General features: G+C 58.8%; 24 protein-coding genes and 2 tRNA genes. 13 read left to right on the top strand and 13 right to left on the bottom strand.

Annotated elements, in window-relative coordinates; translation table 11 throughout:
- A complete protein-coding gene (locus ACQZ5G_RS00825; RefSeq protein ID WP_448736695.1) occupies window positions 1-939 on the bottom strand; it encodes an FkbM family methyltransferase in 939 nt (312 codons plus the stop codon).
- A 181-nt stretch (window positions 940-1,120) separates the two neighbouring features.
- Between ACQZ5G_RS00825 and ACQZ5G_RS00820 the strand changes: the two genes are divergently transcribed.
- From ACQZ5G_RS00820 to ACQZ5G_RS00810, 3 genes are all read left to right on the top strand, one after another.
- Window positions 1,121-2,044, top strand: coding sequence for a hypothetical protein (locus tag ACQZ5G_RS00820; protein WP_448736694.1), 924 nt, complete (start codon window positions 1,121-1,123; stop codon window positions 2,042-2,044).
- Entirely contained in the window at window positions 2,037-2,327 is a 291-nt protein-coding gene (locus ACQZ5G_RS00815) for a hypothetical protein (RefSeq protein ID WP_448736693.1), read from the top strand. Before ACQZ5G_RS00820 ends, ACQZ5G_RS00815 begins: the two co-directional genes overlap by 8 nt.
- A gap of 107 nt (window positions 2,328-2,434) precedes the next feature.
- The gene (locus ACQZ5G_RS00810) at window positions 2,435-2,764 is read left to right on the top strand and encodes a hypothetical protein (protein WP_448736692.1); all 330 of its coding nucleotides are present in this window, start codon (window positions 2,435-2,437) and stop codon (window positions 2,762-2,764) included.
- 456 nt (window positions 2,765-3,220) lie between these two features.
- On the opposite strand, the gene ACQZ5G_RS00805 is transcribed toward ACQZ5G_RS00810, so the two are convergent.
- On the bottom strand, window positions 3,221-4,486 hold the full coding sequence (locus tag ACQZ5G_RS00805; RefSeq protein WP_448736691.1) for a D-Ala-D-Ala carboxypeptidase family metallohydrolase: 1,266 nt from the start codon (window positions 4,484-4,486) through the stop codon (window positions 3,221-3,223).
- A gap of 156 nt (window positions 4,487-4,642) precedes the next feature.
- Complete coding sequence (locus tag ACQZ5G_RS00800) at window positions 4,643-5,083, bottom strand: VOC family protein (protein ID WP_448736690.1); 441 nt, start codon at window positions 5,081-5,083, stop codon at window positions 4,643-4,645.
- Between the two features lie 192 nt (window positions 5,084-5,275).
- On the opposite strand from ACQZ5G_RS00800, the gene ACQZ5G_RS00795 reads away from it, so the two are divergent.
- Both ACQZ5G_RS00795 and ACQZ5G_RS00790 read left to right on the top strand, forming a co-directional pair.
- Window positions 5,276-5,854: a cold-shock protein gene (locus ACQZ5G_RS00795; RefSeq protein ID WP_004442353.1), complete on the top strand. Its 579-nt coding sequence runs from the start codon at window positions 5,276-5,278 to the stop codon at window positions 5,852-5,854.
- A complete protein-coding gene (locus ACQZ5G_RS00790; RefSeq protein ID WP_059760314.1) occupies window positions 5,854-6,336 on the top strand; it encodes a DUF192 domain-containing protein in 483 nt (160 codons plus the stop codon). Before ACQZ5G_RS00795 ends, ACQZ5G_RS00790 begins: the two co-directional genes overlap by 1 nt.
- 60 nt (window positions 6,337-6,396) lie before the next feature.
- Here the strand turns inward: ACQZ5G_RS00790 and ACQZ5G_RS00785 are convergent, their stop codons facing one another.
- Entirely contained in the window at window positions 6,397-6,645 is a 249-nt protein-coding gene (locus ACQZ5G_RS00785; RefSeq protein ID WP_003522642.1) for a BON domain-containing protein, read from the bottom strand.
- 213 nt (window positions 6,646-6,858) lie between these two features.
- On the opposite strand from ACQZ5G_RS00785, the gene ACQZ5G_RS00780 reads away from it, so the two are divergent.
- Both ACQZ5G_RS00780 and ACQZ5G_RS00775 read left to right on the top strand, forming a co-directional pair.
- Window positions 6,859-7,128 carry a DUF982 domain-containing protein gene (locus tag ACQZ5G_RS00780; RefSeq protein WP_003522644.1) on the top strand — a complete coding sequence of 90 codons (270 nt, stop codon included), beginning with the start codon at window positions 6,859-6,861 and terminating at the stop codon, window positions 7,126-7,128.
- A 213-nt stretch (window positions 7,129-7,341) separates the two neighbouring features.
- Window positions 7,342-8,484 (top strand): ceramide glucosyltransferase, encoded by a 1,143-nt coding sequence (locus ACQZ5G_RS00775; RefSeq protein WP_448737061.1) that lies wholly within the window; start codon window positions 7,342-7,344, stop codon window positions 8,482-8,484.
- A 53-nt stretch (window positions 8,485-8,537) separates the two neighbouring features.
- On the opposite strand, the gene ACQZ5G_RS00770 is transcribed toward ACQZ5G_RS00775, so the two are convergent.
- A tRNA-Pro gene (locus tag ACQZ5G_RS00770) sits at window positions 8,538-8,614 on the bottom strand.
- A gap of 266 nt (window positions 8,615-8,880) precedes the next feature.
- Between ACQZ5G_RS00770 and ACQZ5G_RS00765 the strand changes: the two genes are divergently transcribed.
- Together ACQZ5G_RS00765 and ACQZ5G_RS00760 are read left to right on the top strand one after the other, a co-directional pair.
- On the top strand, window positions 8,881-9,186 hold the full coding sequence (locus tag ACQZ5G_RS00765; protein WP_003507982.1) for an ETC complex I subunit: 306 nt from the start codon (window positions 8,881-8,883) through the stop codon (window positions 9,184-9,186).
- A 48-nt stretch (window positions 9,187-9,234) separates the two neighbouring features.
- A tRNA-Arg gene (locus ACQZ5G_RS00760) sits at window positions 9,235-9,311 on the top strand.
- Between the two features lie 57 nt (window positions 9,312-9,368).
- Here ACQZ5G_RS00760 and ACQZ5G_RS00755 read toward each other — a convergent pair.
- Window positions 9,369-9,830: a hypothetical protein gene (locus tag ACQZ5G_RS00755; RefSeq protein WP_269827546.1), complete on the bottom strand. Its 462-nt coding sequence runs from the start codon at window positions 9,828-9,830 to the stop codon at window positions 9,369-9,371.
- 212 nt (window positions 9,831-10,042) lie between these two features.
- A complete protein-coding gene (locus tag ACQZ5G_RS00750; RefSeq protein ID WP_080707327.1) occupies window positions 10,043-10,198 on the bottom strand; it encodes a hypothetical protein in 156 nt (51 codons plus the stop codon).
- Between the two features lie 237 nt (window positions 10,199-10,435).
- Between ACQZ5G_RS00750 and ACQZ5G_RS00745 the strand changes: the two genes are divergently transcribed.
- Genes ACQZ5G_RS00745 through ACQZ5G_RS00735 form a run of 3 tightly spaced genes read left to right on the top strand, consistent with a single transcriptional unit; the run spans window position 10,436 to window position 13,669 of the window.
- Window positions 10,436-11,737, top strand: a complete 1,302-nt coding sequence (locus tag ACQZ5G_RS00745; RefSeq protein WP_448736689.1) for an efflux RND transporter periplasmic adaptor subunit — start codon at window positions 10,436-10,438, stop codon at window positions 11,735-11,737.
- Window positions 11,738-11,751: 14 nt separating this feature from the next.
- Window positions 11,752-12,471: an ABC transporter ATP-binding protein gene (locus ACQZ5G_RS00740; protein WP_020809904.1), complete on the top strand. Its 720-nt coding sequence runs from the start codon at window positions 11,752-11,754 to the stop codon at window positions 12,469-12,471.
- Window positions 12,461-13,669, top strand: a complete 1,209-nt coding sequence (locus ACQZ5G_RS00735) for an ABC transporter permease (RefSeq protein ID WP_065655182.1) — start codon at window positions 12,461-12,463, stop codon at window positions 13,667-13,669. Before ACQZ5G_RS00740 ends, ACQZ5G_RS00735 begins: the two co-directional genes overlap by 11 nt.
- 68 nt (window positions 13,670-13,737) lie before the next feature.
- Here the strand turns inward: ACQZ5G_RS00735 and ACQZ5G_RS00730 are convergent, their stop codons facing one another.
- Complete coding sequence (locus tag ACQZ5G_RS00730; RefSeq protein ID WP_448736688.1) at window positions 13,738-14,265, bottom strand: DUF6714 family protein; 528 nt, start codon at window positions 14,263-14,265, stop codon at window positions 13,738-13,740.
- Window positions 14,234-14,467, bottom strand: a complete 234-nt coding sequence (locus ACQZ5G_RS00725; protein WP_269827543.1) for a hypothetical protein — start codon at window positions 14,465-14,467, stop codon at window positions 14,234-14,236. The genes ACQZ5G_RS00730 and ACQZ5G_RS00725 overlap by 32 nt, the downstream gene beginning before the upstream one ends.
- Window positions 14,468-14,642: 175 nt before the next feature.
- On the opposite strand from ACQZ5G_RS00725, the gene ACQZ5G_RS00720 reads away from it, so the two are divergent.
- Window positions 14,643-14,918 (top strand): hypothetical protein, encoded by a 276-nt coding sequence (locus ACQZ5G_RS00720; RefSeq protein WP_448736687.1) that lies wholly within the window; start codon window positions 14,643-14,645, stop codon window positions 14,916-14,918.
- Window positions 14,919-15,135: 217 nt separating this feature from the next.
- Here ACQZ5G_RS00720 and sufA read toward each other — a convergent pair whose 3' ends face one another.
- The 4 genes from sufA to sufD all read right to left on the bottom strand — a co-directional run bounded on the left by sufA (window position 15,136) and on the right by sufD (window position 18,566).
- A complete protein-coding gene (gene sufA / locus ACQZ5G_RS00715; protein WP_003495415.1) occupies window positions 15,136-15,525 on the bottom strand; it encodes a Fe-S cluster assembly scaffold SufA in 390 nt (129 codons plus the stop codon).
- A 106-nt stretch (window positions 15,526-15,631) separates the two neighbouring features.
- On the bottom strand, window positions 15,632-16,015 hold the full coding sequence (locus tag ACQZ5G_RS00710; protein ID WP_003522655.1) for an SUF system Fe-S cluster assembly protein: 384 nt from the start codon (window positions 16,013-16,015) through the stop codon (window positions 15,632-15,634).
- A 36-nt stretch (window positions 16,016-16,051) separates the two neighbouring features.
- Window positions 16,052-17,302, bottom strand: coding sequence for a cysteine desulfurase (locus ACQZ5G_RS00705; protein WP_425672459.1), 1,251 nt, complete (start codon window positions 17,300-17,302; stop codon window positions 16,052-16,054).
- Window positions 17,295-18,566 (bottom strand): Fe-S cluster assembly protein SufD, encoded by a 1,272-nt coding sequence (gene sufD / locus ACQZ5G_RS00700; protein WP_448736686.1) that lies wholly within the window; start codon window positions 18,564-18,566, stop codon window positions 17,295-17,297. Before sufD ends, ACQZ5G_RS00705 begins: the two co-directional genes overlap by 8 nt.
- Window positions 18,567-18,583 lie beyond the last annotated feature (17 nt).

Here is an 18,583-nt window from a genome sequence, read left to right as displayed (position 1 = left end):
CTAAACCGGAGAGTAGGTTCCCAGAAGGTCATCGACGCAACCGTGGTGCACCAGGTTGTTGTGAATGAACCCCAGAGCATCGCCGTCCGTCTTCAGCTCGACAGGCTGCCCACCTTCCCATTTGTAAAGGTGGGGGAAAAGGCCGCGCAGATAGTCGAGGAGTTCGCGCGGATTTACGTTTCGGAATCCGATCATCGTAAACGAGTTGAATTCCACGAGAACGCTGGGCTTGAACTTTTTGATCGTGTTTTCCCCGCCACGCAGCGCGTCGATCTCGAACCCCTCGATATCGATCTTCATGAAATCGAGACGATCGATTTTCTTTTCGCCGGCGTAGGCGTCGATCGTCGTAACAGGAACGACGACTTCCGAGATCCGGCCGAGCGTGTCGCCGGTTATGACGTGGCTTGCCGACGTCGAATTGTAGTCATCGAAAAAACGGAGCTCGCCTTTCTCAGCCGCGACCGCCACCTGGTTGACGGTGACGTTTGATGCATTGTTGGCAGCCAGCGTCTGCATAAGGAATGGCTGCGTTGTCGGGCTGGGTTCGAACGAGTGCACCTCCCTGCATGCTCCGGAAAGGGTGGATGCAATGAGCCCGATATTGGAGCCGACGTCAAAGGCCACCGCATTGTTGCGATCGAGCCTCGATGCGGCGAACGCCAGAAAGTCGTTGGTATGTGCCTCGTCGAGATTGTCGAAATAGCTGTCTCCACGCCGGCCGAAGATCTTCATCTCCCGCCCCATGAGCGAAACGGTCTTGAACGGTTTTGGTGGGTTTTTGAGTTCCTCAATCTCTTTCTGCAGCGCGGCGGTGGTGCGTCGTTCCGCTTCAAGTTCGTTGGAAAGCCGGTCGGCTCTTTCCTGGGCGTCGTTACGCTCTTTCCAAATAGCTCGACCACCCGGAAGTTTCCGAGCTACACTTTTCGATAGTGACATTTCCTGATTGCCCCCCGGCACATATGAATGAGCCGTCACCCTAATAAGGCCGTGTATTTCGGTCAACGTCAATTTATGGTTGATTCTGTTGGTAGCCTGTTTGTTACCCGTTCGTAACCTGCATTTGACCCGACAGGCTGGCGCTTACCATGGCTCGATTGAAAAAACCGGAGCCATTTTCATGCCCGCCAAGCTGCCTGACACCGTCCCTCTTCACGCCCAGAACCTGCTGGATTTCATCGGTGATATCGAAGCGCCCAAGGGGTTCGATACGATCTTTGGAAACCGCCAGGGAAAACTGCGCGTTCCTCTCACCCAGATGACCTATGGAGACATAATCGATGCGCAGGCAGACTGGGGAAACAAAACGTGGGTGAAAAAAAACTGGGGCTATGACACGGCGTCCAGCGCCGCCGGCCGTTATCAGTTCATGCGTGACACCCTGCAGGGCATCGCGAAGGAGGTTCCCTCCATCGATGGCAGGACAATTTTTTCCAGCGGCCTGCAGAACAGGCTCGGATATTACCTGCTGCTGCGCAGGGGCTATGCCGATTTCATTTCTGGCAAGCTCAATCTCGTCCAGTTCGGCCTGAAGCTCGCCCAGGAGTGGGCAAGCTTTCCCGTGCTTTCCGACACGAAGGGCGCTCACCGGCAGGTGACGCGCGGTCAGAGCTATTACGCCGGCGACGGTCTCAACAAGTCTCTGGTCAAGCCGGAACGCGTGGAGGCGCGCCTACGCCATGTGCTCGATCTCGCCAGGCTTGTCACGGTCGGCGATGCGCCCGCAACTATTTCTCCTGCACCCTCCCGGCAGGAGCCGGGTGTCGATGGTAATGCGGCCGCCCCTGTGCCGGCGGAAAAGATAGACCCGCCCAAGCCTCCTGTCGAAGAGCGGAAGGCTAAATCCGTGCGCAAATCCGGCCGCTTCTGGACCTGGTTGCTCGCGGGCGGCATATCGAGCACGACCATCACCGAAAAGCTGGGAGCCTTCCAGCTTGATTGGCGCGTACAGATAGCACTGTTAGCCGTCATAGTCGGCTTTGCGATCTACGCGATCGCCACCATGCCGGCGGTTCGCCGCGCCCTTGGTATCGGCGATGCTTAGCAAGATCAAAACCGCGCTGGTGGCGATCGGCGGAGCGGCGGCCGGTGTCGCCGCCACCTATGCCGTGGCAGCGCTCATCATGGTGCCGGCGGCGAGGCAGCAGGGCATTGACCTCACCATAGCGGCGATAGCCATCAATGCCGCCAAGGCCGAGATGCAGAGAAAGGGTGACGATGCGAGCCTGCAGACCAAAACAGATTATGAGCTTTGCGTTCTTGGCCTTCGCAGTAGCGGCTTGCCAGTCGATGCCTGCGAGCAACTGCGCGGGGTGGACGAAAAATAACCTTTCCCCTTCCGGCCTGGTGGCATTGATCGCCGCCGATCGGCCAGGCGCGGAAAGGGTAATAGGAAACGACCGTAACGGACAGCGGCAGGGATGTTGGAGCTGAAATGAACTTCACGGATCTCCTCGATGCGATCGGGATCAAACTGGGCGTGTTGATTGCCGGTTTCGCCGGCGGTCTACTTCGCGCGTTGTCCCGGCAAAGCTTCACCGTACGGGAGGTATTTGTCTCCCCGATCTGTGGCGCGCTGGCCGCCGCCTACCTCACCACAACGGTACTGCACTATTTCTACAAGATCGGGTGGCCGCTTCCGGAAGATCCTGTCGCCACCATGCACGCCGCGGCATTTTTGACGGGCGCCAGCGCAATGTGGATTTCCGATCTCCTGATCCAGGCACTCAGTCGGTGGATCAACAACAGAAGATCCGTCGGTTGAGAGAGATATCCACCCGTAGCGGTGGATATTTTTTCCTCTTGTTGAGGTTCGGCGGCATTCCACATATATAAGAAAAAGTCCCACAAAGGCCCATCGCTACGGCCTTGAAAACGCTTCCACCAATAGTAACTTTTAATCAGTAGGTCCAGGGTTCGAATCCCTGCGCTCTCACCACCTTCAAATACAATTTTCTGATATTTCACAAAGAGTTAGTGCCGAAGGTGACCGAACTCCGGCGGAATGGAAAAGATTCGCCCGCAGTCCTCAAGCGTAAAATAGCGATATCCGCCGCAAGCCCGGGTTTCAGAACAGCCGCTGCAATACGGGTCACCGGCTCGGCGCCAACGCCCCGGCATGACCGGGCAATCGTTTCAATCGCTCGGGATAGTTCCTAAGGCCGAAGTCTCAGCCCCGGAAATCATGGGATCCAATATTCCCGCAAATCCAATCAGGAGATCATTTGCGCGCGGCAGTACGGCGGCAGCGCCAGTTCCAGTCTCTTGGCTCACCCGTGTCCATGTGGACCGATTCGGTGTGGCAATAGGTGCCGACGCCACCGCGTTCCGGCAGGGAACGCAGATAGGTGGCAAGCTCCCATTTGGAGACGCCCTTGATCTGGATGTCGGCGGCATCGCAGGTATAATGCTTGGAGCCCTGCCTTATGCCCTTCGGCGGACGATAGCCCGAGGTGACGATCGCCGGGCTGTTATAGTGGCGCTCCACATCCTTGATCATCCGCACCAGTTCCGGCTTGAAACAGCCGACTTCGACGCGGTCCGTCTGCAGGAAAAGCCCGTTCGGGGCGACGCGGGTGAGGCCGGAGAGCGAAGCTAGCTTCATCAGGCCGGTCGGCTGGTCATCCTCTTCATCGAGATGGGCGTCGTCGAATTCGTCAGACATCATCGAGCGGCCGGAAAGGGCGATGCCCATCGTCCCGTCCGAAACTCCGGGCAATGCCGCGACCTGCGTATTGCCGGCCGTGCCGCTTTCAATCATTTTCGGCAGGCGCTTTTTGGCCGCACCGGCGAAAAATGCCGCAAGCGTCACGCCCTTACCCTCGCTTTCCTGCCCCTCGCCCGCCGCCCTGGCGTCCACGGCTGGTTGCGGGGCAACGGCCGCGAGCTGTTCCGATGCCGACTGCGGCACGGGTACGGATGCCGGCTGACGATTTTCGCTGTGCTGTTCCGCTGGCGCCTGTGCGGCTGTCGGGACCTGAGCCGGCGCTGCCACCGGTTGCGGCTGCGCCGCCTGCACCGGTGCCGAATAGACGCTGCTGACGGCGGGAACGATTCTCTGGGAAGAAGCGCCCGCAGCAGTGGCCATGCCCGGCGCCCCTGCGGGCGCTGCTGCTGCGGATGCGGTGGAATAAATGCTTGTCGTCCCCGCGGAGATCGCCGTCGGCTGCGTCGTCAATCCGCCGATATCGGGGGCGGCGCCATAGGCCTGCGCCGGGCCGCCCGATGCCTGCGGCTGGGCTGGCGCGGCCGCTCCGGCCGCCGATGCCACGGCCGGATCCACATAATGTCCCTGTTGCGCGCCGGCCGCAGCAGTTGAAGCGGCGGTCTGCGGCTTCTGTTGTGCGGAAATCTCCGGCTTTTTGGTCGCGGCGGCCATCTCATCGTCGGTCACTGCCGAAACGCATCCGGAAAGCCCGAGCAGCGAAACCGCGATGACGAGACGCTGACGGACCAGACGTCCTTTCGCGCTCTCGACAGTTGTCATGGGTGGCCTCCGTATCTTACATTTCCAACAGCAGCACGGGAACGGGCGCGTGTGCTTCCCCAAAACGGGACTGGCCGTTTCGATTCGCGGACTATGCCTCATCCCCTCGGGACAAGGCAAGAGCACCCGAAAATGCCGCTGCTCACCGGAAAATCCCTACCAGGAACCGGTATTCTGCATAGATATCCACGGTTCGGCTGGTGCGAGGCTTTCGCCCTTCTGCAGAATTTCGAAGGAAATACCATCCGGCGAGCGCACGAAGGCCATGTGCCCATCACGCGGCGGCCGGTTGATGACGATGCCGTTCTGCTGAAGCCGGGCGCAGAAATCGTAGATATTCTCGACTTCGTAAGCCAGATGGCCGAAGTTGCGGCCGCCGGTATAATCCTCGGTGTCCCAGTTATAGGTGAGTTCGAGGCACGGCGCCTTGTTTTCCTTCGCCGCAGCAATGTCGTCGCGCGCCGCAAGAAACACCAGAGTGAATCGGCCTTTTTCGTTCTCGATTCGGCGTATTTCCTCAAGACCCAGCAGGTCGCCATAGAATTTCAGTGATTCGCCAAGGTCTTTGACGCGAACCATTGTGTGCAGATACCGCATTTTCTTCCTCTCCATTACACGGGTCCGGAGCCGTTAAACGCATGATGGCAAGCCCCGGACAAGGACGGCGACATAAAAGCAGCTGCGTAAATCAAAAACTAGGGCTTGCGTGAAACCGTTACCAAGATGTTAATCTGGCGCACAGGAATCAGTTGACCGGTGTATGGCGCGTAATCGAGGGGTTGGCAGGATATGGCTGATAGGATGTCATCGAAAACGATAGTCGATGTCGAGGACCTTTCGGGCGATGCCGTGGACCTGACCGAAATTACCGGCGTCGTGAAGTGGTTCGATGTCGCCAAGGGTTTCGGCTTCATCGTGCCCGACAACGGCACGCAGGATGTGCTGCTGCACGTCTCCTGCCTGCGCCGCGACGGTTACCAGACAATTCTTGAAGGTACGCGCATCGTCGCCCTCATCCAGCGGCGCGACCGCGGTTTCCAGGCGTTCCGCATCTTGTCCATGGACCAGTCGACCGCCGTTCACCCCTCGCAGCTGCCGCCGGTGCGCACCCATGTGCAGGTAACGCCTTCGAGCGGGCTTGAGCGCGCCATCGTCAAATGGTTCAACCGCACAAAGGGTTTCGGCTTCCTGACGCGCGGCGAAGGAACGGAAGATATTTTCGTGCATATGGAAACCCTGCGCCGTTTCGGCCTGACGGAGCTTCGCCCCGGCCAGGTGGTGCTGGTGCGTTACGGCGATGGCGACAAGGGCCTGATGGCGGCGGAAATTCACCCAGACAACCCGGTTTCCATCGGGATGTCGCATTGATGTCCGCCCTGCCCCATATGGTGAAAAGCGCCGTTATGGCGCTTCTTTTTTTCACGCTGGCCGCCGCCGCCCAGGCTCAGCAACAGCAGACTTTCACCTCCGAACCGCTGCAGATTGAAACCGCCGGGGGAAAGAGCCACGATTTCACTGCCGAACTGGCGCTGAACAACGCCCAGCGCGAACAGGGCCTGATGTTCCGCAAGAGCATGCCGCTTGAAAACGGCATGCTGTTCGATTTCGGTGAGCCGCGTGACGTCGCCATGTGGATGCGGAACACGCTTATTCCGCTCGACATGCTTTTCATTGGCCGTGACGGCCGCATTACCCATATTCACGAAAACGCGGTTCCGCATTCGGAAGCGATCATCAGCTCCCGCGGGCCAGTAAAATTTGTGCTTGAACTGAATGGCGGCACTGCGAAGCGCTATGGCATCAAGCCGGGCGATATGGTTCGCAGCGCGCAAATCGGCAACCGGAAATGACGTTGCCGCGTTATTGCGTCTGAATGAGCCGGACGAGCTTTCGCCCGGCTGGCGCAATATTCAGTAGACCGGCTCGATATGGCTCAGAATCCGGCAATTGGAAATGGAAGCGGCAAGGTTGATGGCGATGTCGATCGCCTCGACCGAATCGGCCGTGCCTTCCAGATAGATCACATCATTTTCGACGGTTGCCGAAATACGCGACTTCTCGAGACCCGATTCGAAGGCCAGAGCCGACGTGATTGCCTGGCATACGCCGGCCATGCGGTCTCCGAAGAAGCTTTCCTGAATGCCTGACAAATTGAACATATGCGTTCTCCTTCTTATGGACATAACAACGCCCTGAGGGCGGTTTTGTTCATCTCCGGTTCATCTATTTGTTCATCTTCCATTCATCTTGGAAAATTGGAACCCCCTGATCGATCACATTTTAGGTGATCGGGAACCATTTCGTGAGGCGGGCATTTCGCGCATGGGAGAATGAAAGGCCTTCAAGGCAGGTAAAACAGGGAGGAGAATGACATGCTGATTAACAGAACGGAGCCGTGTCACCACGCCTCGTGGATGAAGCCGGTGGCGATCCACCTGCCGCTGTGCGTCGCCGTGGAAATCTACAGCCCGCTGGTGGCGCTGGACATGCTGATGTACCGTTGGCCCGAGGAACACGGGCCGGAATATGAAGAGGCGCGCAGGAACTGCCTCGATGCCATCGCCGGCAGATGCGACATCGAGAAAGCACGGGAATCGTTTCTCATCGCAAGCAGTCATGCCCATATCCTGAACGTCCATTAAAATTCATCGACCGTCATGACGATTGGGCCCTTCTATGCGGAGGGCTTTTTCTTTTGCGCGCGGCCTATGCGACGCTTCCATGCACGGCGCAGCCTGCACACCGGCCGATGATGACATGTAACTGTCACGCAAACGTTATAATCGGCAGAGACGAATTCCATGGAATCGATTGGCGCGCAGACCGCCAAAAGCTTGGGAGTGGAACTGGCCAGCATGGAAACTGTCTTTGCCCTTTGCGCAATTCTGCTCCTCGGCTTTAATCTTCTCGGCATCGTTCTGGCCGGCTGGCGACTGACGAGACGGGACGCGGAAAACGATCTTGTCCGGCAAAAGCCGCCTGTCTCGCTCGTGGTCCCGCTGCGTGGCGTGGAGACCTTCACGCCCCTGACGCTGTCGCGCGCCTTCGAACTCAACTGGCCCGATTATGAGCTGCTGTTCTGCGTCGCCGATGAATTCGATCCCGTGATCGAGGAGGTTCGCAAAGCGCAAGCCGCCTTCCCCTCGGTTTCCATGCAATTGCTCATCGGCGATGACCGCATCAGCGCCAATCCGAAACTGAACAATTGCGTCAAGGGCTGGCGGGCCGCCCGGCATGAATGGGTGATTCTGGCCGATTCGAACGTGCTGATGCCGAAATCCTATATTGCGACCATGATGTCGGCCTGGCGGCAGGATAGCGGGCTCGTCTGCTCGCCGCCGCTCGGGTCAAGACCTGCGGGTTTCTGGGCGCATGTGGAATGCGCCTTCCTCAACGGCTCGCAGGGCCGCTGGCAATATGCGGCGGAAGCCATCGGCATGGGCTTCGCGCAGGGCAAGTCGATGTTGTGGAACAAGCCGTTTCTGGAAGATAATGGCGGCATTCGCGCGCTGGCCGCTGAAATCGCCGAAGACGCCGCTTCGACGAAGCTGGTGCGAAGCGCCGGCAGCAAGGTGCATCTGGTCTGCGCCCCCTTCGAACAGCCGCTCGGCCAGCGCCATGCCGGCGAGATCTGGTCGCGCCAGACCCGCTGGGCGCGGTTGCGACGCGTGACCTTCCCGCAATATTTCGCGCCGGAAATCCTCACCGGCGCGCTTCCCCCGCTTCTCTTCGCGCTCGCCGCCGCCGCCATGATGGATGTAAACCTCGCCATAACCGCCTTTGCCGTCCTCGCCCTCATGTATGTGCCGGAACTTGCGCTTGCAGCCCTCAACCGCTGGCCGATATCGCTCCATACGCTGCCGGCAATGATCGCCCGTGACATGATCATGCCTGTCGTCTGGGCGCGAAGCTGGATCGGCAGCGCGGTGGCATGGCGCGGCAATGTCATGACGATAGGCACGGCAGAGAGCACTCTGGCCGGGCCGTCCGCGGAATAAATCACTGCTATTTGGAAGAAGTTACGCCGGAAAGCTGATGTTTTGCTTTAAAATGGTCGGAGTGGAGAGATTCGAACTCCCGACCCTCTGGTCCCAAACCAGATGCGCTACCAGACTGCGCTACACTCCGCCGAGGCGATGGCTGGGGAATACACGGTTCACCCGCAGTCCGCAACAGGGAAATTCATCTTTGTTCAGCCACGGCCCCGATGAGCAAAACGTAACCTCGAAACGGCGGCGCACGATCGGACGGCAAGGGGATAATCGTCTTGACTCTCACCTGAAGTCAGTCCATTTCAAATTCAACGTTCCTGACACGATTTGGTTATTCTATTCAGGTACGTGATGAATAATGCGGGGCGTTTCGCCCCGCTGTCCAACCGGAGCAGTTTCGACATGTCTGCGAAGATTTACCGCCCTGCAAAAACCGCCATGCAATCCGGCAAGGCGAAGACCAATGTCTGGGTTCTGGAATTCGACGCCGAGGTTCCGCGCAAGATCGATCCGATCATGGGCTACACCTCCAGTTCCGACATGAAGCAGCAGCTCAAGCTGACATTCGAGACGCAGGAACAGGCCGAAGCCTATGCCCAGCGCAAGGGTATCGAATACCGCGTCATCCAGCCGAAGGAAGCAACCCGCAAGGTGGTTTCCTACACCGACAATTTCCGTTTCAACCGCACCCAGCCCTGGACGCACTGAAACACGACGATCAAAGTTTTTGCCGGAGTATCGATTGCCCGGCATGACGGCCCCTTAGCTCAACTGGATAGAGCAACTGCCTTCTAAGCAGTAGGTCGCAGGTTCGAGTCCTGCAGGGGTCGCCACTGCTCTCGCCTTTTCAATCAATGACTATTTGTGGCGTTGACAACTGCGTTCGACAATTACAGCCGCATGATGTCGGGCTTGGCCGCTTGGTCGAGTATTTTTTTAGCAAGCGTATAATTATCTTGTTCATCATCTGAATCGTAAACGATGTCTATGATGGCAACGGCAGGGAAGTTTTGCTCCAAAATGCGACGGCAAAAGCTTGCGCGTGGCTCATCTGCGATTTTCACAATATCCAAGCACGCAGTAATTTCGTCCACGGTTAAGTCGGGAATTTCAGGAGGAGGCCCCATCGAGATCAACTCGGCGAAATCTCGTTCACTCGTCCAACTATAGAGCTTAAAAAACGTTTCTCTGTCATAATCCTGATTGCCAGAAAACGCGTTAATCGCCGCAAGCTGCTCTGTGCAATCTCGTCCCTCGTCGATGCTTGTGACAACCTCAATGATGAGAGCTTCCAACTTATCAACTACTTCAGGAACTAAGTGGGGGATGGCGCTTTGAATTCTGTCGTGCATCCGGGAGGGTTCCCTTTGGTTTAATGGCCGAGAGTTTTGGCTTGCTGCTCAATAGTCTAACTGGGCAAACAGGTATTATCCACAGCAAGCGTCGAGGTCGTGACGACCTTATCCAAGCGATGAATATAGTAGTGGGTCGGACAGTAACCCGCCAATCGCAGTCATTGGAATAATGACTTTCAGGAACGCCAGCTTCGGCGGAAGCTTTCGCCCTACCCCTGCCCCATCAACGTGAAATACCCCCACACCGCCACGAAAAACGCGATAACAGCCGCAATCGTCAGAGCCTTCTTCGCTTTCGGCCCCAGCGGTTCGCGTGGCTTCTTGGGCGGCACCGGTTTGCGGAACTTCACCACATTGTCGTTCATTCTATCTTCGTCCTGACTATCGCTGCTGAGAGCTCAGCCGCGTTTATGGCATCGATCTTCCCGGATTTATCTCTAGCAGACCAGAACTATCATAAATATTACCAAGTTTTCACTTCACCCTTGGGGCAAGCTATGTCACTTCCCACAATCAGAAGAATACAACGGCGACAGATGGACGGACAAACCGGAGAGCGGCGACAACCCTCTGTGGTATTTTGAACTTTGCGGGTGACGAGAATGAATGACGCCAATACGAGTGGCAGTGATACCGAAAACAGCCAGCCCGATCTGCGCGAGATTCTGGGAACGAACAGAAACGGCCGCAAGAAAAAGTCGCGTCGGTATCTTTATGCCGCAGCAGCCATTGTGCTGATTGGCGGGGGCCTCGGTTATTATTACCAGTCACGCGCGGCAGGTGTCGCCTATAGCTATACCACGGAAGCGGCGCGTCAGGGCGATCTCTCGGTCATCGTCACCTCCACCGGCTCGGTTCAGCCGACGGATCAGGTCGATATATCGAGCGAACTCTCCGGCACCGTGCGCAAGGTCAACGTCACCTATAATAGCCCGGTCAAGGCGGGAGACGTATTGGCGGAGCTGGATACCAACAAGCTCGAAGCCGATGTACAGAGCGCCCGCGCCAAGCTTGCCTCCGCCAAGGCCAATGTGCTGAAGGCGCACGCCGATCTCGGTTCGGCCAAAACCTCCATGGAGCGCCTGAAATCGCTGGTGCAGAACCGGGTCTCCAGCCAGCAGGATCTGGACGCCGCGCAGTTCACCCATGATGCGGCTGCCGCGACGCTTGAAGTCAATGAGGCCACCGTGCTTTCGGCGGAAGCGGATCTGAGGCTTGCCGAAGTCAATCTCGGCAAGGCCAAGATCGTCTCGCCCATCGATGGCGTCATCCTCACCCGCAGCGTCGATCCCGGCGCCACCGTCGCCTCCTCGCTCAATGCCCCGGTGCTGTTCACCATCGCCGGCGATCTGCGCCACATGGAATTGCAGGTCTCGGTGGATGAGGCCGATGTCGGTAAGGTCGAGACCGGTCAGAAGGCCAATTTTAACGTCGATGCCTATCCCGACCGCAGCTTCCCGGCCGAGATCGAGACCGTGCGCTTCGCCTCCGAAACCGTATCCAACGTCGTGACCTACAAGGGCATATTGACGGTCGATAATGAGGAACTGCTGCTGCGCCCCGGCATGACGGCGACCGCCAATATCATCGTCGAAGAGATCAAGGATACGCTGCTGGTGCCGAATTCCGCGCTTCGTTATACGCCCCCGCGCGAATCCGCCTCCCGTGGCGGCGGGTTGATGAGCCTGTTCCGCCCGCCGCGCATGGGCCGCTCGCAGAACCGCGATGCCGGCCAGGCGGCTGCGGCCGGCAAAAGGACGGTCTGGGTGTTGCGCAACAACGCGCCAGTCTCCGTCGCTATCGAAACCGGTTCCACCGACGGCCAGCATACCGTGGTAAAATCGGGCGAGTTGAAAGCCGACGATCAGGTGATTACCGACGCAACGGCCCGCAACGCCGGCTGACGGAGGACAAGCCCATGCAACAGCCGCCGCTCATCGAATTCCGCGATGTCGTCAAGCAATATGGCCGCGGCGAAGCGACCATCCGCGCGCTCGATGGCGTCAGCCTCTCCATTCATGAGAAGGAATTCGTCGCCATCATGGGGCCGTCCGGCTCCGGCAAATCCACCTCGATGAATATCATCGGCTGTCTGGATGTACCGACATCAGGCGAATATCTGTTCCAGGGCGTGCCGACCAGCGGCTTCGACAACGAACATCTGACGCTGCTGCGCCGGCATATGCTGGGCTTCGTGTTTCAGGGCTTCAACCTTCTCTCGCGCACCTCGGCGGTGGAAAATGTCGAGCTGCCGCTGATCTATCGCGGTATGAAGGCCTCGGAGCGGCGCGCGCGCGCCATGGAGGCGCTGGCGCAGGTGGGCCTGAAAGGCCGCGAGGACCACACCACGCAGGAGCTTTCCGGCGGCCAGCAGCAGCGCGTGGCCATTGCCCGCGCCATCGTTACCCGCCCCGCTCTGCTTCTGGCCGACGAGCCGACCGGCAATCTCGATACGAAGACCAGCATCGAAATCATGGAACTGATTACCGCGCTCAACCGCGACAGGGGTATCACGGTGGTCATGGTTACCCATGAAGAAGATATCGCCGCCCATGCCGGACGTCTCCTGCGTTTCGTTGACGGCCACCTCGCTTCAGACAGCGCAACGGACAAAAAGGAGACCGCCGATGTTCTTTGAAACGTCGCGTCTTGCGCTGCGCGCCATCAGCCGCAACCTGCTGCGCTCCTTCCTCACCGTGCTCGGCGTCGTCATCGGTGTGGCCGCCGTCATCGCCATGGTCACCATCGGCAACGGCACGACGGAACAGGTGAAATCGGAACTGTCGCGGCTCGGCACCAACATGCTGTTCGTACGCCCCGGCCAGTTCGGCCCCGGAAGGGCCAGCACCGAAGCCAAGCGCTTCGATGACCGCGATGTCGAGGCCATCCGCAATCAGATATCGGGCATCCGCGCCGTCGCACCGCAGAACCGCAGCTCCGCTGCAACCGTCATTTTCGGCGGCAAGAACCACCAGACAAGCGTCATCGGCACCACCAACGATTACCTGATCGCGCAGGACTGGACGATCGCGCTCGGCCGCGATTTCCAGCCCGCCGAAGATCGCGGCGGCCAGATAGGCTGCATCATCGGCGAAACGGTGCGGCAGGAACTGTTCGGTGCGGAAAACCCGGTGGGGCAGACGATCCGCGTCAGCAATATCTCCTGCCCCGTCATCGGTGTGCTGGGCAGGAAAGGCCAGTCCGGCCTCGGCGACGATCAGGACGACACGATCATCATGCCGCTGAAAATCCACCAGCGGCGCATCGGCGGCACCACTACCATTTCCTCGATCATGGTCTCGGCGCAGGATGGCGTTTCGACTGCCAAGGTGCAGAGCGACCTGCAGAACCTGCTGCGCGAGCGCCGCCGCATCGGCATCGGCCGCGAGGATGATTTCACCGTCAACGACATGACACAGATCGCCTCGGCCATGACCGGCACGACGACGCTGCTGACCGGGCTTCTCGGCGCGGTCGCGGCCGTCAGCCTTCTGGTCGGCGGCATCGGCATCATGAACATTATGCTGGTTTCGGTGACGGAACGCACCCGCGAGATCGGCATCCGCCTTGCCATCGGCGCACTGGAAAAACAGGTACTGACGCAGTTTCTGGTGGAAGCCGTCATGCTGTCGGCCTTTGGCGGCCTTGTCGGCATCCTCACCGGCCTCGGCCTCGCTTATGCCGTCGTCGGTTATCTCAACGTGCCCTTCGTCACCAGCCCGTCGATCATCTTCCTCGCCTTCGCCTTTTCGGCGGCCATCGGGGTGATTTTCGGCTATTTCCCGGCACGGCGGGCGGCGAGCCTGAGCCCGATAGAAGCCTTGCGGCATGAATGAAAGCCGGCGTTCAAACCGCAACCGGCGTTATGTAACAACCTCTTGCCGGGGATTGACCCGATCCGCTTTTAATCGCTCACCGGGTAGCGTGCACTATCCACCCACTCTTCGAGCGCGCGCTCTATGTCGTCCTGACAGGACGGCAGGTTTTCCTTCTCACTGATGGCGCGGAGATACATTTCCACGGCATTCCGTTGCAAAGGGGTCAGTAAGGAAAATTTCTCCTGGCATCCGCGCAAATAGGGTGCGAATTCGTGCCTATAGTCGCCATCGAGATCGGCGATCATATAGGACGGCAGATGAAATCGCATTCCTTCAGCATCAAGGAAGGCAGGGCTGCCGGAATGTCTGTTGAGGTCCTTCAGCGGGATCGCGGCCCAATCACTCTTCTCATCGCCAGCGCGACATGCGGCGCGGACGTCATGGCTCGCATAGTCGTCAAGCGCCTGCGCTTCGGAAAGGCCGACGCCGCCGCCCAGCGTAACACCCGCGAATGCCTCTCGCACCGCGGCTTTCGCATTCGCGATATTATCGGGTTGCGACCTCATCAAATCGTCTGCCTGTTCAATGATGGGCTCCCCCACTCCCGTCACCATGCACTGTCGGCCAGTCTCCACCCTCGGTCCGTTCGAGCGCGGGACTATTCAACGCGTCACCCTTGGATGCCGCAGATCCCTTTATCTCCTCCCAGTAAAACGCAAGGCAAACAATACCGGCAATCAGCGTCAGGCCAGCCACGACGCTGGCGACGATCAGCCCTATCGTCCAGATATCAATCGAGGCGCTGCTGATGTCCATTCCGCTCCACTCCCCACGATCAATCCCGCCGGCGGTCCGAAACGCCTTCCAGCATGGGCGGCAGGCGGTTCCTTCCCTCCCGCCAAACCTCGCAGAATACCCGATATCCTTGCTGATCTTGCGTCAGAGCGTCAATCGGATAGGCTCGCCCTCGAGTTTACCGGATGGAGTTTGGATGTTCAAATCGGTATCGGACAGCGCCGCTGCCGCAGACGGCGGTTCGCTCGCCCTCTTCGTCGAACGGATTGACGGACAGACGGAGCTGTTTGTGATCAATCGCTCCCTCGCGTCACGCGGAACGCCCGACTACAACAGAGTCAGCTCAAGTCTTCGATCACTTGCCGGGGAGGATTGCGGGAAGATCGCGGCGGCTCTCGAGCCGCTTTTGACAACGACACCATCGATTCATCCGCTGGCGGATTTTATCGATACGCTGAAACAGCAGTCATGATCCTTCGAAAGCTGATTTACGTGGGGCGCAGTTTGCGGAAAAAGAATCTGAAACCTCTCATCCGTCATCCTCGGGCTTGACCCGAGGATCTACAAACGTCTCAAGCGATTTGACGGGGATGGATCCTCGGGTCAAGCCCGAGGATGACGTCGCGTTTGTGGGAGCGCTGTGTGCATAAGAAAGGTCTGTCTCTCCATCGCAGAGATAGCGTAACCAATCAAACGTTGGCCTCTGCCTCACGCTGCTTTGCCAGCGCCGCCAGATCGGCCGGCTTCAGCTCGACCGATTCACCGCAGCCGCAGGCGGATGTCTGGTTCGGATTGTTGAAGGTGAAACCGGAGCGCATCTTGGTCACTTCGAAATCCATCTGGGTGCCGAGCAGATAAAGCACGGCGGAAGGCTGAACCCAGACCTTTGCCCCTTCGAATTCGACCAGATCGTCCTTCGCATCCGGCTCGGTCACGAGGTCGATGGTATATTCCATGCCCGCGCAGCCGCCCTTCTTGATGCCGACGCGCACGCCCCTGGCATCCGGTCCGGAATTTTCGACGATTGCTTTAACGCGCGAGGCGGCAGCTCCGGTCATGGTCATGATCGCAAAGCCCATGGGCTCATTTCTCCTTCGACAACCGAGTTCAAGGCTCGATGCTTATGGATTTCAATCTAATAGCGCCTGAGAGTGTCATCAAGGGATGACACCCGTCAAAATCACGTCAGTACCAGCCGACAGCGACCTGTGCTTCTTCCGACATGCGGTCCGGCGTCCATGGCGGATCGAACGTCATTTCGACCACGACACCGGAAACACCCTCGACGGCGCCCACGGCATTTTCCACCCAGCCCGGCATTTCACCGGCCACCGGGCAACCGGGCGCCGTCAGCGTCATGACGATCTTGACCATCCGGTCGTCCTCGATGTCGATCTTGTAGACGAGGCCGAGTTCGAAGATATCGGCCGGAATTTCCGGGTCGTAGACGGTCTTCAGCGCCGCAATCACGTCGTCGCTGAGGCGTGCCAGCTCATCCGGCGGAATGGTCGAAACCTTTTCCTGAGCTTCGGTCGCATCCTGGGTCTTTGCAGTGGCTTCGGCAGTCATGGTCTTAAACCTCAATCCTGATCTCTTATTCCGATATCAGGCGAAAAATTTGCGCGCATATTCCAGCGCCTCGACAAGAGAGTCTACTTCGGCGCGGGTATTGTAAAGGCCGAACGATGCCCGGCATGTGGAGGTGACGCCGAAGCGTTTCAAGAGCGGCATGGCGCAATGGGTGCCCGCACGCACGGCAACGCCGCGCCGGTCGATCACCATCGAAACATCATGGGCGTGAATGCCCTCAAGCTCGAAGGAGAAGATGCCGCCCTTGTCGGGTGCATTGCCGATGATGCGCAGCGAATTGATCTCTCGCAGACGCTCGGCAGCGTAAGCGGCAAGATCGGCCTCATGCGCGGCAATCGCGGCGCGGCCGAGATTGTCCATGTAGTCGAGCGCGTAACCGAGGCCGATGGCCTGCACGATGGGCGGCGTACCGGCTTCGAAACGGTGCGGCGGTTCGTTATAAGTCACATTGTCTTCGCTAACGTCGAGGATCATCTCGCCGCCGCCCTGGAACGGCCGCATCTCGCGCAAGCGGTCAGCCTTGCCATAGAGCACGCCGATGCCCGAGGGACCGTAAAGCTTGTGGCCGGTCATCACATACCAGTCGCAATCGATATCGCGCACATCGACCGGCATGTGAACCGCGCCCTGCGAACCATCGACCAACACCGGAATGCCGCGCTCATGCGCAATGCGGCAAATTTCCTTCACCGGCACGATGGTGCCGAGCGCATTCGACATATGGGTGATGGCAACGAGCTTGGTGCGCTCCGTCAGGCTCTTTTCGAAAGCCTCGATGTGGAACGCGCCGTCATCGTCCACAGGCACCCAGACGAGCTTGGCGCCCTGCCGCTCGCGGATGAAGTGCCACGGCACGATGTTGGAATGATGCTCCATGATCGAAATGACGATCTCGTCGCCCTCGCCGATCTTCGGCATGCCATAACCGTAAGCGACCGTATTGATCGCTTCCGTTGAGGATTTGGTGAAGACAATCTCGTCCACCGAACCGGCGTTCAGGAAACGGCGCACCTTTTCGCGCGCCGCCTCATAGGCGTCGGTTGCGGCATTGGAGAGGAAATGCAGGCCGCGATGCACATTCGCATACTCATTGGCATAGGCATGCGAAACGGCGTCGATCACCACCTGCGGTTTTTGAGCGGACGCGCCGTTGTCGAGATAGACCAGCGGCTTGCCATAGACCTCGCGCGACAGGATCGGGAAATCCTTCCGCACGGCTTCGATGTCATAAGGGGCCGCCAATGCGGCGCGTTCGCTCTCAGGCATGATGTTCCAGCCAGCCGGAGATGATCGTCTCCAGCGCCTCTACCAGATTTTCTTCTTCCAGTTCCTCGACGATCTCGGCGACGAAGGCGTTGACGAGCATCGCCCGTGCCTTCGCCCGCGGCACGCCGCGCGCCATCAGGTAATAGAGATGGTTGTCGCTGATATCGGCAACCGTCGCACCATGGCCGCACTGAACGTCATCGGCAAAGATTTCCAGTTCAGGCTTTGCCGAGAACTCGCCATCGTCGGACATCAGCAGCGTATTGCACGCCATCTTCGCATCGGTCTTCTGGGCATCGGGCGCCACCCGGATCATGCCCTGGAAAATGCCCTTTGCACGGTCGAACACCACGTTGCGGAATACTTCCGTCGAGGTCGTGTTCGGCACGTTGTGGCCGAGAACCATCGTCACGTCGGTATGGGTTTCGCCACCCAGAAGGTTGACGCCGCGAACGATGAGATCAGTGCCCTCACCTTCCACGTCGATGCGCAGCTCCTGACGTACCAGCTTGCCACCGGCATTGACAATGAACAGGCGAATCTTGGCATCCGCACCGATTTTCATGCGCAGCTGGCCAAGATGGATATCGGCTGCACCTTGTTGCTGCAGGATGATCCAGGTCACTTCCGCGCCGTCTTCAACGACGATGTCAGTAACGGAAGAAACGAAGGCTGCATCAGAGGCCACCGAGAGGTGACGTTCGATGACAGTCGCCTTGGAACCCTTACCGAAACGAACCGGGAAGCGGCTGTGAACCTGGCCTGCGCCATGGACCGCCTGCAATTCGATCGGCTTTTCGATCTCGGCGTCGGCAGGGATATCGAGCACCAGACCATCACGCACGAAGCTGCCGTTGATACGGCCGATCGCATCATCCTTGCTGGCTTCCGCAAGACCGGCGGCGGCGGAACCATCGGCCAGGCTTTCGGCAAAACGCGACACGCGGATGTCTTCGATCTTGCCGATATCGGCCGTGCCGTGCTGCAGATAGGCAACCAGAGAACCGGCAACCGTCGGCGCCTGCTTCTCGATAACGGGCGCGGGCCGGTCTTCCGGAACGGCGCGCAGCAGACTTTTCAGATCGGTATAGTGCCACGCCTCGATGCGACGGGTCGGAAGACCGCCGGTCTTCAGATCGTCGAACAGCACGTCACGCGCGGCAACAACAGCGCCGTCGCCCGGCAATTCGCTGAACTTGGCGGTGTAAGCGTCGACCAGCGCGGTTTCCGCTGGCGTCAGCCGGTTGGTAGCTTGAATGTTCATGGACATCACCTCCTGGC

The sequence above is a fragment of the Agrobacterium sp. 22-214-1 genome (assembly GCF_053522465.1).
This window is presented reverse-complemented; position numbering and strand designations above follow the sequence as displayed.